We start from the raw sequence: 13,166 nt of genomic DNA, 5'->3' as shown, positions 1-13,166 counted from the left end.
ATCCCGGGCTTCGCCTTGCATGGCCGGGGCTTCGTAGCTGCCGCCGGAGAGTTCCAGCAGGTCGATGGGTTGCTCGTTGAGCCACAGAATTACCTGGCGGGCATCGTCGGCGTCAAAGCCGCCACGCTGGAAATCGGCGGAGTTGAGTTTCACCGACACGCAAAACTGCGGCGAGACGGCTTGGCGAGCGGCACTGACCACGTCCAGCAGCAAGCGCGCGCGATTCTCCAGCGATCCACCCCAACGGTCGGTGCGGCGATTGGTCAACGGTGAGAGGAACTGGCTGATCAGGTAACCATGGGCCGCATGAATCTGTACCCCGGTGAAACCGGCCTTTTCGGCGAGGGCCGCGCTGGTGGCGAAGCGCGCGATGACCTCGGCGATATCGCTTTCGGACATCGGCTTGGGCTCGGCGAACATCTTCGAGAACGCTCCCAGGTCCAGCGCCACGGCCGATGGCGCCAAGGCTTGTTGGCCGAGGTTGGCCATGGTCTGGCGGCCGGGATGATTGAGTTGCATCCAAAACTGCGCGCCTGCGGATCGGCCGATAGTTGCCCACTGGCGAAAGCGTTCAAGATCGCGTTCGTCTTCCAGCACTACGCCACCGGGTCCGGTCATGGCGCGGCGGTCGATCATGACATTGCCGGTCAGCAACAGACCGGCTTCGCCCTCGGCCCAGGCTTGATACAGCCGAAACAACGCGTCGGACGGTGCTTGCGCGGTGTCGGAGAGGTTTTCTTCCATCGCGGCTTTGGCGATACGATTGCCGACGGTCTGGCCGTTTGGCAGATTCAACGCTTGGAAGGGCGACATGCTTGACTCCTCATCAGTGAAGAGCAGAGGCTAAGCTTAAAGTTAACTTTAATGTCAAGCAGGCAAATGAGGCCGTGATGAAAATTGGGGAACTGGCACAGTTAAGCGGGCTGAACGCTTCGCGCATTCGTTTTTATGAGGCTCAGGGCTTGATTCGTCAGGTTGATCGTTCGGCCAATGGCTACCGACGCTATCCCGCGCAGGTGCTGCAAACCCTGCAAATCATCCAGTGCGCGCAGCAGGCCGGGTTCAGCCTGGACGAACTGAAGCTGTTGCTACCGGACACGGTGACCGGCGAGTTCAAGCACGACGAATTAGTGGCGGGTCTTGTGCGCAAGGTGGCGCAGATCGAGGAAATGCAACTGCACCTGGCCCAGAGCAAGGCGCAGCTGCTGGCGGTGATCGAAAACATCCAGGCGCGGCCCGAAGGGATGGCCTGTGATGCGAATGCCGAACGAGTGATGGCGTCGTTCAAGCATTAGTTCTTATCGATGCACGAATCACCGTAAGCCTGGTAGCGCAAGACATGGGTGGCGCCCATCGTGTCGACGTAAGTCATCTCCCGTGGGCCGATACCGCAATAGTCGCCACTGGTGATGTTGACGACCTTGGCAATGTTCAGCGGTTTCGAATAGCTGTAATCCTCGACATTCGAGGGGCTGGCGTTGTCGACAGAAGCGGCGGCTGCAGTACCGCTCAGGGCAATCAGAAACAGCGTGGACAGAAGGTTTTTCATGATGGGGGCGCTCGTAGTGGCTACTGAAGGATTTCAGTGGCAGTACGACGAGCCCCGCCAGGGTTTATTCCAGGCTCAAGGCAACGTTCTTCAGATCAAAACGCGCTTTAGGTTATTCATGAAAGGTGTACCGATCTTTCCCCGAGTGCTTTGACTCATACAACGCTTCATCGGCCTTGATCAGCGCCTGATTCAATGTGTCGCCGTCCGCCACACGAGCCAGGCCAATGCTGATGGTCACCGGATGCCGGGTCGGGTGTTCGCGCACCACCCGGCACAGTTCACCCGCCAGGTGCGCGACGTCTTCGCGGCGCACCCCGGCCAGGTAAATCGCAAACTCCTCACCACCCAGTCGTGCGTATTCAAAATCGATCATCACCGTTTTGATGTCCGCAGCAACGCGCTTGAGCACTTCATCACCGATGTCGTGCCCGTAGACGTCGTTGACCTTCTTGAAGTTGTCGATGTCGATCATCGCCAGGTAATGGTCGTGCTCGCGGGGCTCGGCATGCCGTTGCTGCTCGGCGCGGGTCATGAATGACCGGCGATTGGGGATTTCGGTCAGGGTGTCGAAGTAGGCCTGATCCAGCAATAATTTGGCCATGATGTAGTTGTTCAGCTTGGCTTCACGCAATTTGAAGAAGCTGTAGAGGGTCAACGCACAGAGGAAAACACTGTAATTGAGGGTCATCACACCCCTGAGCTCAAACACGCTAACGTCGGAGCGATAGAACGGGTTGAGGTTCACCCAGGTAATCAGTTGCGCGCCGTAGAACGACCAGCGACTGAGGGGCAGGATCGACGCGCTGTACAGCGTGGACGCTGCGGCAATGACCAGCCATGCGGCACGATAGCTGTCAGGCAAATCTTCGACTAACAACCGCGTGCCCAGCGTGATCGCGAACACGAAAAGCAGGTTCAAGGCATCGAATTGCCCGGCCTTGCGGGTGAACAGCAACATGATCGTCAGGAACGAAAACATCCCGTAGAACAGCAGCGACAGCCAGGTGTATGGCCGACCGCCAATGAAGCTGAGGATCAAGTCGAACACCACCCACATGGCGACACTGGCGACATAGATCAACAGGCAGAACGTATGCTGCCGTTCGAACTCGTGCTGGATGAACTCGGCTTTCAACGCGGCCGGCGCGGCTTTGCTACGGACTTCATCTTCAATCGTTTTGTACATTGCCGGCCCCGCTGCTTTGCTGGTTGTCGAGGATCACCTTGCCCCATGGCCGGTAGCGCAGGGAAAACACCGATGTCGGATGGCAACCCGCTGACGTTGCGTCAGGCGTCGCGGGTTGCGCACGAAACGGCTGGCCTTCGGTGCTGACCTGACGGAAGGCTTCTCGCACGATGCCGACCCGGCAGGGCAGTGCGCTGGCGTATGCCCGGCGAACCAATGCCGGCAAGCGGCCGGTGCCAGCGCCGTCTTGCCACCAGACATGCAGGCCAGCGTTGGCCAACGCGCCCAGCCATTGTCCGTTGACTTGCGGCGCGAGCTTGCCGGCACTGAAGGCACTGATATGCAGCGGCGCATCAAGTTTGCCGGCGAAGTCTTTCAACTGGCGCTGCAGCGTGGTGCGTCGATCGGCGGGCAAAAAGTGCAGGTCATCCAGTTCCAGCGGCAGGTACCAGCCGCTGACGGGCAGTTTCCAGTCCTTGCGCAGTTTCTGCTGCTGAGCCAGCGACTGCCCCAGTTGTGCTTGCCAGTAAGTGGCCAGCGCGGCGCTGTCCAGCTCATTGATGCGCTGGTAGTAGGCCGGGTCCATGGACAACCCCAGCACCAGTTTCAGGCCCTGCTCATGGGCCAGACGCAAACTGCTGGCGAGCCAGCCAGTTGCCCCGCCGAAGTTCGAGTCGCCGTACGCCGTCCACTGCACAATTAACGTTTGCCCCCCCTGTCTGGCGGTTTCTTGCCAGATCGTTCGCCATTGCGCCTGGCTGAGGCTGGCATCGACGTTGAGCGGTTGATAGAAAACTCGCTCATCAGCACGCGCTACGAAGCTGACCAACAGTACGCAGAACATCAGCACTATTTGTCTCATCAGAAATTCAACTCCACGCCCACCAGCACTCCGCTTGCGCTCTCGTACAAGTTGCCGCCCAGCGATTGCTGGTACTCGGTGCGTACACTCAGGTGCGCGCGATAGGCGTTGTAGAGGTCGTCGTCGAACCACCATTGCCAGCGCATGCCCAGGCCAGTGCGCAGGTCCTGGCGCCAGACATTGCTCGGGTCCTGGCTGGCGAACTCGAGAAAACCGTACGGCATGAGGGTTTGCGCGCCGTTGAATGGCAGCTTCCAGGCATGCCCCTGCTGGAAACGCGAGAGCCATTGGTGGTCGCCGGCCTTGGACCACCAGGCGGCGTCAAGGTAGAGGGAACGTTCTTCCCAGTCACTTTCATCGATACGCCAGTCGTTGCGGAACCGCCCCTGATCGAGAAACGACCCGGTGGCGCGCAACAGGTAGTCGGTGGTGGTGTGGCCGTCCTGACGGTGATCCTCGACCTGATCAGCCAGTTTTTCAGGAATCAGCAGTTGCCCCAGGCTCAGGCTGTGATTGTCCTGGTCGTCGAACTGACTCTGTTTGTAGAACTCGCCGTAGAAGTTGATGTTTGCCGTGCCCCACGGTTTGTAGCGCAGACCGACGCCTGTACCGATGGATTCGGCGTAACTCGTACGACCGACACCGCCGAGCAACACCCGTCCATAAACCGAAAGCGTGCTGCCGGCCCGGCTCGGTTCTTCGCCCAGCGCATGGTCCCACATGGCCAATTGCACGTTCTGCGAGGTGGGCTGGCGGCTGGTGCCAGTGCCCTTGTTGTCGGGGCGCACGAAGTCGTTGGTTGATATGCCGGCCGGCGACCAGGTGCTGGCTAATGTGCGCGTGTCGCGGCGAGACAGGGCTTCGTGGGCGCGACGCTGGCGATAACGCCGCGCTTCCATGCTGCCATCTTCGTCGTCGGCGGCCACTGGGTTTTGCTCCAGGTCTATCACCCGGCGCAGTTCCTTGCGCGCCGCAGCGCTGTCTGCGACCTCGTCATGGCGCAACGCGAGGGTTTCGCCGAGGCGGTAGTCCTCGGGGAAATCCCGGGTGGCGGTTTGCAGGTAGGGGAGCGCTTTCGCGCGTTCTTCGCGGGTCTCGGCCCCGGCCAGTCGCATGCCGTAATCGGCCCGATAACGTGGGTTGCCTGGCTCGCGGCGCACGGTCTCGGCGAGCCACGCGGTGCTTTGCTGCGTATCACCGGCTTTTTGCGCCGTGACGGACGCCGCGTAGTAGTTCCCGGCATCAGGCCATTGCTGCAAGGCTGAGCGTTGTCGCTGCAAGGCCAATCCATGATCACCCCGCGCATCGGCAATTGCAGCGCCCAGCGCCCAATCATTGGCACCCCGCGCGCTGCTCTGTTGCCAGTAGCGTTCAGCGGCCTGATTGTCACCGGCGGCAAGGGCGCTGCGGCTGGCGGTAAGCTTGGCGTTGTCGCTCATTTGTGCCGCAGGAACGCTGCGCCAGATCGCCAGGGCGCCAGCCGAGTCACCCGCTGCTTCAAGGGCATAGGCCAAGGGCATGCGGCTGCTTTGGTCCCCGAGTTTTTCAGCTTGTTGGTAATAAACCACCGCTTCGCCGGGGCGATCCGGCATGGCGCAGCGACCGAGTGCGCGGTAGTCGCCCACAGCCTGAGGATGTTCGCCGATCGCTTGCTGAACCGCGTCGCATTGACCGTTCTCGGCCAGTTGCGCCAGCAACTGACCGCGCGTGGCGGGGTCGACACGATTGAGCAGCGAGACAATGCGTCGTTGCTGCGCCAGGGTCGGGGTCGACGTGGCATAGAAATTCGCCAGGCGTTGCAGCAGGGCGGCCGGCAATTTGCCGTTGTGGCGATCGTAAGCATTTTCGAGCAGTTGTTGCGCATGTTCTCGCTGGCCGTTGTTCAGCGCCAAATAAGTGGCCTGATTCAGCGAGCCGAAGTTACCGGTCTGCTGGTAATGGCGCTCCCACAACGCAGCGGCTTCAGTTTTACGACCCAGTGCTTGCGTCAGTTCGGCGCGGCGTTTGACCACGTCGGCGGTTTGCGGCTGGCTGGCCAGCCAGGCCATGACTTTGTCGCTTTCGCCCTGGGCCTGCCAGACGTCCAGCAGTTGTTCCTGCCGGCGCGTGTCCCACGGCTCCGGCAGGCGTGTGCTTTGCAGCAATTCGGTGGCTTGCAGGCGTTGGGCGAGGATCAGCCAGGTCTGCGGATCGTCGTCTGGCCGACAACCGCGCAATTGGCTGAGTGCAGCGTCCGGGTCGTGACGCGACAGCCATTCTGCCGTTTCCAGGCAGGGGCGCTGCAAATCGCCGCTCAGGCGCTGCACGATGGCTACGTCGCCGGTTTGCCGTGCCAACTCCCACAGCCGCTGACGCTGGGCCGGGTCCGCGAGGTCGCTGGCCGGCAGCGATTGCATCCAGCGCTGGGCTTGCTGGGTGTGTCCCATGGCAATCGAGCGGTCGACCATGGCCAGGCGGGTTTTGCGCGCGGTTTCGGCGCTGGGTGCCTGTTCCAGCAGTTGTCGAAGCGCTTGCTCGTCGAGACGCTGCACGTAGGCATTGGCCAGCCGTTGCCAGCCTTGGGCGTCCAGTTGTTTGCGGGCCGCCAGTGGCGCCAGTTGTTCGATGGTGCCGTTCCAGTCACGCAGTTGCTCGGACCAGTTCGCGCGCGCGCGGCGCAGGATGTCCTCGTCGCCCCGGGGCGCCAATTGCGCCAGCCAGTCGTGCGCCCTGGCCGCACCGCCGAACTTGGCCAGGCTCAGGCTGTAAGCCTGCCATAGGCGCACGCGGTGCTGAAGGGGGCTGGTGGTCATCCACTGTTCGACTTGTTCGCTGCCTGGCGGGTCTTGTTCGATCCAGGTCAGGCGCAGGTTGAGCAGGGCATCGCTGTTTTTCGGGGTATCTGGCAGGGTCTGCACCGCGTCCTTGTAGCGGCGTTGCCTGGCCAACGATTCCACCAGCAACGCCCGGGCCTCGTCGTTCTTCGGCACCTTGCTCAGCACATGACGCATCAGCCGCTCCACTTCGGCCCAGTTGCCTTTTTTCGCTTCGCGATAACTGCGGTCCATGTAAGGAAAACTGCGGAACTTCTCGAAATCGCTGAGCGGTTCGGCCTGCGCCCACGTGTTGAGGCTCAGGCTGAACAACAAGGTACCCAGGCAAATTGTCCGAGCCTTCATGCAACCTCCCGGGCGATGCAGTAGGCGGCGTGCTGTTCGCTGGCCTGATCGGCCAAGGCTTGTTCGAGTACTTCCCGGGTGATCATGCCGCGTGAGATCAAATGTTCGCCCAAGGACATGGTTTCGGCATCGAAGTCGATCAGGGCCTGATTAAACAAAGACGCCGGGACCATGCCGCGCTCTTGCAGCAGATTGCCCAGCAGCACCTGATGGTGGCTGACGCGTTCGAGCAGGGCTTCGTCGTCCTGATGACGCTCAAGCACGTGGAGCATCTGCCTGACCTCTTCATTTTGACGGGGGCTGGCGTACCAGTAACGAATGCCAAGGGTGACCCGGCCTTGAGGCGCGAGTCGGCAGCGTACCTGGCGTTTCAACTGGCGKCTGATGGCTCCCAGCGATACTTGACTGACCGGGCCTTCCGAGGTCAGCACCAGCGTGTCGCCGTCTTCGGCCACCGGCAGCACGCCGTAATGAGAGGCGACTTTGCGCGGCACCGCATCAATCAGGCGTTTGTCGAGTTTGAACGGATTCAGCGGCGCCCATTCCAGCTCCAGTTGCTCGGCCAGCGTCTCGACCAGTTGTGCAGTGGTGATGCAGTCGCGCAGTAACAGCTCGCGTCCGAGGCGACGCCGCACCGGGCTGGTGATCGCGTCTTCCAGTTGCTCCTCGGTGATCAAGCCTTTTTCCATCAGGCGATGACCGAGCGGCGTGCGCTGGGCTTTGGTCAGGGCCGGAAATTCGTGAGTGGTCTTGTCCCAGGCCACACGGCGCGAATCGCCCATTTCCATGACCTGGCGCAGCGCCCGCACGTTGGCGAAAAAGTTGACGTAGTTGCTCCATATCATGCGCGGCGCCGACAGCAACCCCTCAACCAATCCGTAGTACCGGGTGACAAACCAGCCACGCTGGAACAATCGATTGAGCAGCATCAACCCGTTAAGCCAGAGCAGCGCGGCCAGCAGCTTGCTGTCGGAAAGGATTGATGGATAACGCCAGGCCTCGGGGAAAATCACCGTCACCAACCACATCAGCAGAAGCACCACGAACAGCAGGTTGACCAGAAAACTCAATAAATACGCGATCAAGCCGCGCCGGTCGCGCCACAGGAAGTAGTTGAGCAGACCTTTAGAACTCCAGCCGAGGTTAGTGGTGCCCTGGAAGACGATGCCGACAATCCAGCGCGATTTTTGGCGGATGGCGTACTGCAAGTCCCGGGGAAAATGCTCGCGGACGCAGATGACTTGGGAAAACTCACGGTTCATGCCGAACGCCCAGGGCTGCTCAAGCGCCAGTTTCGGGTCGGTTACCGAGTAACGGGCAAAAATGCACTTCATGCCTTTTTGCTTGAGACGAAAACCGATGTCGTAGTCTTCGGTCAGGCTCTGCACATCGAAGGCGATGCCGTCGCCATCCTCCAGCAGGGCGCTGATGGCCTTACGGCTGAAGCAAGTGCCGACGCCGGCACTCGGCACCTGACCTGTCAGGGCTTCGCGCACGATGACGTCCTTGCCATGATTCTCCGCGAACTCGTCAACGTAGTGCCCGGCGGTGAAGCCGTGCCACTCCGGCGCGTAGGGGTATACCGGGATCTGGATCAAGTCTTTGTTCGGCAGCAAGTAATTGAACAGGCGTAACTCCATCGGCGAAATCACGTCCTCGGCATCGTGCAGGATAAAGCCGGAAAACTGGATCCTGGCCTCGCTTTCGAAGCGCAGGATCGCGTCGATGATGTTGTTCAGGCAGTCGGCCTTACTGGTCGGGCCGGGTCGGGCACAGACCACTTTGTGCACATTGGGATAGTGCTGGCAGACCGCGTCGACATCGGCCTGGGTGTCGGCATCGTTGGGGTAAGTGCCGACAAAAATCTGGTAGTTTTCGTAATCGATGGTCGAGGCCGCCAGACGTGCCATTTCGCCGACCACGCCAACTTCATTCCACGCCGGAACCATGATCGCCAGGGGCTTTTCGGCGATGGAGTAGAGCCGCTCTTCGTCGGCGCGCTCGAATTTTTCGTAGATTCGCCAGCGACGGATCAACTTGCGCGTCCAGTACACGAGGTCGATGAACAGGTCATCGAGCCCGAGTAAAAACATCAACAGGGCCAGGGCTATCGCGATGTATTTGAGACCAAACAGCACATAGGCAAAGAAATCGACAAGGCCCAGACTCATGTAGCTTCACTCGCCGCCGAGCGTGCACGCAGCCAGGCGTCGAGGCGGGTGGCAATGCGCTCACTGGCGTGGCCGTCACCATAGGGGCTGAACACGCGGCTCATGCGCTGGAAGTGGGCAGCATCTTCCAGCAGCCGGCTGGCTTCATTGACGATCCGGTCGGTGTCGGTACCCACCAACAGCACCGTGCCGCCTTCAAGCACAGAGGGTCGCTCCGTAACATCACGCAGCACCAGCAAGGGTTTGCCAATCGACGGAGCTTCCTCCTGAATACCGCCTGAGTCGGTGAGGATGAAATGGGCGCGCCCCATCAGCCAGACGAAATGCTGGTAGTCCTGTGGTGCCACCAGATAAATGTTCGGCTTGTCCGAGAGCACGCCATACACCGCGCTTTGTACCTGGGGGTTGAGATGCACCGGGTAAACGAATTGCACATCCGGGTAACGCTCGGCGAGGTTGGCCAGCGCCAGGCAGATGTTGCGAAAGCCGCCGCCGAAATTCTCCCTGCGATGACCGGTAATCAACACCATCCGCCGTTTGTCGTCGAGCACGGCCAGCGGCGAGTCTGCGGCCGGGTGCCAGTTGATATCGTGTTGGTGCGTGCGCATCCATAGCAGCGCGTCGATCACGGTGTTGCCAGTGACTTCGATGCTGGCTTGGGGCACACCTTCGCGCAGCAGGTTAGCCTCGCCCTTGGTGGTCGGGGTGAAATGCAGGTTGGCGATGACGCCGGTCAGGCGCCGGTTGGCTTCTTCCGGCCAGGGCGCGCTCAGATTGCCCGTGCGCAGGCCGGCTTCGACGTGGCCGATTGGCAACTGGCGATTGAAGGCAGCGAGGGCGGCAATGAAGCTGGTGGTGGTGTCGCCATGAACAAGCACGATGTCAGGTTTTACGCGCTCGTAAGCCTGGTCGAGGTGAATCAGCAGTTGTTGTGAAAGGCCGTTGAGAGTCTGACCCTGGGTCATCACTTGAAGATCCTGATCGACCGTCAGCTCAAAGGAGTCGAGCACCTGTTTGAGCATCTCCCGGTGTTGGCCGGTGGAGCAGATGTTCAGTTCGATGCCGGGCGATTGACGCAGCACTCTGGCCAGCGGTGCCATTTTTATGGCCTCCGGACGAGTACCGAAAACCATCATGACTTTGAAAGACATAGACTCTCCTGAAACGTGGCAACGTCCCGGCTTAAGGCTAGCAGATCGCGTCTCGTGCTGAGATATGAAAATAGCAACCGAACGGAAGCTGTTCCTATTCGGATCAGCTCCTGATTGATCTCAATCCAAGGCCGTGGATTCGCGGTGAATGAAGGCTTTAGGCAGGCTCTTTTTCGGGGCCTTTCAATCCGCAGCCAAAGTTGACGGGATGGTACAACGCACATAGGCGGTTCAGCAGTCGGGAGTTTGTAACAACTTTTCCGGTGGCCGGTGATCAGCTTGTGCCATAAAAAAGCTTTCGTTTCAAAAGGTTACGCGCTCGCGCCGGTTGGCAAAGGGTCTTGAGGGTGTGTCGAAGCCAGGGCAAATCGTGGCGCGTTTTTCGCTCAGGCTTGCCTTGCCGCTTCGTGACATGCCGGGCAAAGACCTCGCTCAAAAACTGCTTGCTACCGATGCCCTTGAGTTTCTCCTGTAGTTTTCCGTCCTGGTAAAACAGCACGGTCGGCGTGCCGGTCACATTCGGATGGCGGGGAGACTCGCCGGTGTTCAGCACGTAAATACTCGCCCGATCCCGATACTGTTGCGCAACCTGACGGAAAATCGGCTCGGCGAATTCGCAGGCTGGGCAGTGGGTATTGCCGAAATACAGGATCACCGGGCGCCAGGTGTTCAAGGCTTTTCGATAGGCAGGGGCTAGTGTTGGAGGGTGGCGGGTCGAGCTCATTGAAATCTCCTTTTCACAACGACCATCGAGATTTTCCGACGTTAAAGGAGGGGGCTGGGTGGGTCTACTGTCAGAAATTACAGGTGGCTTTTTCCTGAGCTGTGAACGATGCGGCTTACTGCATCGCAAGTCCTGGTTTCAATCTCCCCAGCATTTCTCCCCAAAACCTGTGGCACACTTTCTGCTGGCGGTTCCGTTTTTATAGGCACGCTTCCGCTATAGCGGAAAATGCATCAGTCAGGAGAAACACTCATGAGCATTACCCGTTACGGCACCGGTAGCACCGCTGGCGGCGGCCAACCCCGTCCTTTCGCCCGTGCCGTTGAAGCCGATGGTTGGCTGCACGTGTCCGGGCAAGTACCGGCGCTGGATGGTGAAATCATTGTGGGTGGCATCGTCGAGCAGACTCACCAGACCATGAAGAACCTGATCGAGATCCTCGAAGAAGCCGGGTATGGGCTGGAAGACGTGGTGCGTACCGGCGTGTGGCTGGAAGATCCACGGGATTTCTGGAGTTTCAACAAGGTGTTTTCCGAGTACTTCAGCCCCGAGCACGCCCCGGCACGTGCGTGTGTGCAGGCGAGCATGATGGTTGATTGCAAGGTTGAGATTGACTGCGTCGCGTACAAGAAAAAGGCCTGAACCGAGTCGCGCCCATCGCGGGCAAACCCTGCTCCTACAAGCGTTGGTGGCCCGGCGTATCAACGAATAACAGCGGTTGCTTGCCGCCGCAAACGTGAGGATTTCGACCATGTCTACTGCCCAACACACTGCCGCCGTGGAAAAGGGCTTTGCCCATATCGGCGCCAACCTGGTCCGCGATGTCAGCTTGCCGGCGCTGGTGCTGCACAGCGAAGCGCTGGAGCACAACATTCGCTGGATGCAGGCCTTTGCCAGCAACAGCGGCGCCGAGCTCGCGCCCCATGGCAAAACCAGCATGACTCCGGCACTGTTTCGACGCCAACTGGACGCCGGCGCATGGGGCATCACCTTGGCCAGCGCCACGCAAACCCGTGCGGCGTATGCCCATGGCGTGCGCCGGGTGCTGATGGCCAACCAATTGGTCGGCAAGCCGAACATGGCACTGATTGCCGTTCTGCTGGCAGACCCGACCTTCGATTTCCATTGCATGGTCGATCACCCGGACAACGTCGCTGACCTCGGCGCTTTTTTCGCTACGCGCGGTGTGCGTTTGAATGTGATGATCGAGTACGGCGTGGTGGGTGGTCGTTGTGGTTGCCGGACTGAAGCAGAAGTCATCGCACTGGCCAAAGCCATCAACGCGCAACCGGCGCTGGCGCTGACCGGCATCGAAGGCTATGAAGGCGTGATCCATGGTGATCATGCGGTCAGCGGCATTCGTGATTTCGCTGCGTCGCTGGTACGCCTTGYGGTGCAGCTGCAGGACAGCGGCGCTTTTGCGATTGCCAAGCCGATCATTACCGCGTCGGGTTCAGCCTGGTATGACTTGATTGCCGAGGAGTTCGAAGCGCAGAACGCGGGCGGCCGTTTCCTCAGCGTGCTGCGTCCCGGCAGCTACGTGGCCCACGACCATGGCATCTACAAGGAAGCGCAATGCTGCGTGCTCGAGCGCCGCAGCGACCTCGACGAAGGCTTGCGTCCGGCAATGGAGGTCTGGGCGCACGTGCAGTCAATGCCGGAGCCGGGTTTTGCRGTGATTGCCCTGGGCAAGCGCGACGTGGCCTACGACGCCGGTCTGCCAGTGCCGTTGCTGCGTTACAAAGCCGGCGTGGTGCCGGCGAAGGGCGATGACGTCAGCACCTGCAAAGTGACGGCGGTGATGGATCAGCACGCGTTCATGAATGTGGCGCCAGGGGTTGAATTACGAGTGGGCGACATCATTTCGTTCGGCACCTCGCACCCATGCCTGACGTTCGACAAGTGGCGCACGGGGTGTCTGGTGGATGAACAGCTGAATGTTATCGAAACCATGGAGACCTGTTTCTAGGGCTTGAGACCGAGGTGCGGCCATCGCGAGCAGGCTCAYTYCCACAGKGGAAYGCRTTCCMCTGTGGRARTGAGCCTGCTCGCGATGGGGCCCTAAAGCCAACCGCTCAATCCCGGTAAAACACCTGCACCAGGTGATACCCGAATTTGCTCTTGATCGGCCCATGTACCACCCGCAGCGGTTTCTTGAAAATCACTGCATCAATGACGCCGACCATCTGCCCCGGCCGCACTTCGCCCAAGTCACCACCGCGCTTGCCGGACGGACAGGTCGAGTACTTTTTGGCCAGTACATCGAAGGCTTCGCCCTTGGCGATGCGTTGTTTGAGCTGCTCGGCTTCTTCCGAGGTTTTCACCAGAATATGGCGGGCTTGAGCTTTCATTGGCATACCTT

Annotated in this window: 12 protein-coding genes; 3 read left to right on the top strand and 9 right to left on the bottom strand. The window is 60.1% G+C overall.

The features are described 5' to 3' along the window. Positions 1–813 (bottom strand): NADH:flavin oxidoreductase/NADH oxidase family protein (locus AC1DSG_RS05975; protein ID WP_477790039.1); only part of this gene is annotated, 813 nt, incomplete at its 3' end. A 77-nt stretch (positions 814–890) separates the two neighbouring features. Between AC1DSG_RS05975 and AC1DSG_RS05970 the strand changes: the two genes are divergently transcribed. Further along, positions 891–1,295, top strand: a complete 405-nt coding sequence (locus AC1DSG_RS05970; RefSeq protein WP_477790038.1) for a MerR family transcriptional regulator — start codon at positions 891–893, stop codon at positions 1,293–1,295. Here the strand turns inward: AC1DSG_RS05970 and AC1DSG_RS05965 are convergent. The 7 genes from AC1DSG_RS05965 to AC1DSG_RS05935 all read right to left on the bottom strand — a co-directional run bounded on the left by AC1DSG_RS05965 (position 1,292) and on the right by AC1DSG_RS05935 (position 10,804). Further along, a complete protein-coding gene (locus AC1DSG_RS05965; RefSeq protein ID WP_477790037.1) occupies positions 1,292–1,549 on the bottom strand; it encodes a DUF2790 domain-containing protein in 258 nt (85 codons plus the stop codon). The two genes, AC1DSG_RS05970 and AC1DSG_RS05965, sit on opposite strands and share 4 nt — an antisense overlap. Positions 1,550–1,661: 112 nt before the next feature. Then, a complete protein-coding gene (locus AC1DSG_RS05960; RefSeq protein WP_477790036.1) occupies positions 1,662–2,738 on the bottom strand; it encodes a GGDEF domain-containing protein in 1,077 nt (358 codons plus the stop codon). Next, on the bottom strand, positions 2,722–3,600 hold the full coding sequence (locus AC1DSG_RS05955) for a DUF4434 family protein (RefSeq protein WP_477790035.1): 879 nt from the start codon (positions 3,598–3,600) through the stop codon (positions 2,722–2,724). Before AC1DSG_RS05955 ends, AC1DSG_RS05960 begins: the two co-directional genes overlap by 17 nt. After that, positions 3,600–6,758, bottom strand: coding sequence for an NfrA family protein (locus AC1DSG_RS05950; protein ID WP_477790034.1), 3,159 nt, complete (start codon positions 6,756–6,758; stop codon positions 3,600–3,602). Before AC1DSG_RS05950 ends, AC1DSG_RS05955 begins: the two co-directional genes overlap by 1 nt. Next, positions 6,755–8,929, bottom strand: coding sequence for a cyclic di-3',5'-guanylate-activated glycosyltransferase NfrB (gene nfrB, locus AC1DSG_RS05945; RefSeq protein WP_477790033.1), 2,175 nt, complete (start codon positions 8,927–8,929; stop codon positions 6,755–6,757). The genes AC1DSG_RS05950 and nfrB overlap by 4 nt, the downstream gene beginning before the upstream one ends. After that, on the bottom strand, positions 8,926–10,080 hold the full coding sequence (wecB, locus tag AC1DSG_RS05940) for a non-hydrolyzing UDP-N-acetylglucosamine 2-epimerase (protein WP_477790032.1): 1,155 nt from the start codon (positions 10,078–10,080) through the stop codon (positions 8,926–8,928). Before wecB ends, nfrB begins: the two co-directional genes overlap by 4 nt. A 274-nt stretch (positions 10,081–10,354) precedes the next feature. Next, the gene (locus AC1DSG_RS05935; protein ID WP_477790031.1) at positions 10,355–10,804 is read right to left on the bottom strand and encodes a thioredoxin family protein; all 450 of its coding nucleotides are present in this window, start codon (positions 10,802–10,804) and stop codon (positions 10,355–10,357) included. Positions 10,805–11,056: 252 nt separating this feature from the next. Here AC1DSG_RS05935 and AC1DSG_RS05930 point away from each other — a divergent pair, with 252 nt between their 5' ends. Together AC1DSG_RS05930 and AC1DSG_RS05925 are read left to right on the top strand one after the other, a co-directional pair. Continuing rightward, complete coding sequence (locus AC1DSG_RS05930) at positions 11,057–11,446, top strand: RidA family protein (RefSeq protein WP_477790030.1); 390 nt, start codon at positions 11,057–11,059, stop codon at positions 11,444–11,446. Positions 11,447–11,555: 109 nt separating this feature from the next. Then, positions 11,556–12,773: an amino acid deaminase gene (locus AC1DSG_RS05925; protein WP_477790029.1), complete on the top strand. Its 1,218-nt coding sequence runs from the start codon at positions 11,556–11,558 to the stop codon at positions 12,771–12,773. Positions 12,774–12,879: 106 nt separating this feature from the next. Here the strand turns inward: AC1DSG_RS05925 and AC1DSG_RS05920 are convergent, their stop codons facing one another. Then, positions 12,880–13,155 (bottom strand): peptidylprolyl isomerase, encoded by a 276-nt coding sequence (locus tag AC1DSG_RS05920; protein ID WP_007898282.1) that lies wholly within the window; start codon positions 13,153–13,155, stop codon positions 12,880–12,882. Between the last annotated feature and the right edge of the window lie 11 nt (positions 13,156–13,166).

The sequence above is a fragment of the Pseudomonas sp. P5_A12 genome (assembly GCF_056400685.1).
Note: the sequence above shows the minus strand (reverse complement) of the source record. Positions and strands in the feature narration are given on the sequence as shown.

Excerpts from the sequence above, each read along its gene's own strand:
- AC1DSG_RS05950 (WP_477790034.1), bottom strand. The coding sequence starts at position 6,758 with ATGAAGGCTCGGACAATTTGCCTGGGTACCTTGTTGTTCAGCCTGAGC.
- AC1DSG_RS05920 (WP_007898282.1), bottom strand. The coding sequence starts at position 13,155 with ATGAAAGCTCAAGCCCGCCATATTCTGGTGAAAACCTCGGAAGAAGCC.
- AC1DSG_RS05965 (WP_477790037.1), bottom strand. The coding sequence starts at position 1,549 with ATGAAAAACCTTCTGTCCACGCTGTTTCTGATTGCCCTGAGCGGTACT.
- AC1DSG_RS05970 (WP_477790038.1), top strand. The coding sequence starts at position 891 with ATGAAAATTGGGGAACTGGCACAGTTAAGCGGGCTGAACGCTTCGCGC.
- AC1DSG_RS05935 (WP_477790031.1), bottom strand. The coding sequence starts at position 10,804 with ATGAGCTCGACCCGCCACCCTCCAACACTAGCCCCTGCCTATCGAAAA.
- AC1DSG_RS05955 (WP_477790035.1), bottom strand. The coding sequence starts at position 3,600 with ATGAGACAAATAGTGCTGATGTTCTGCGTACTGTTGGTCAGCTTCGTA.
- AC1DSG_RS05960 (WP_477790036.1), bottom strand. The coding sequence starts at position 2,738 with ATGTACAAAACGATTGAAGATGAAGTCCGTAGCAAAGCCGCGCCGGCC.
- AC1DSG_RS05930 (WP_477790030.1), top strand. The coding sequence starts at position 11,057 with ATGAGCATTACCCGTTACGGCACCGGTAGCACCGCTGGCGGCGGCCAA.
- wecB (WP_477790032.1), bottom strand. The coding sequence starts at position 10,080 with ATGTCTTTCAAAGTCATGATGGTTTTCGGTACTCGTCCGGAGGCCATA.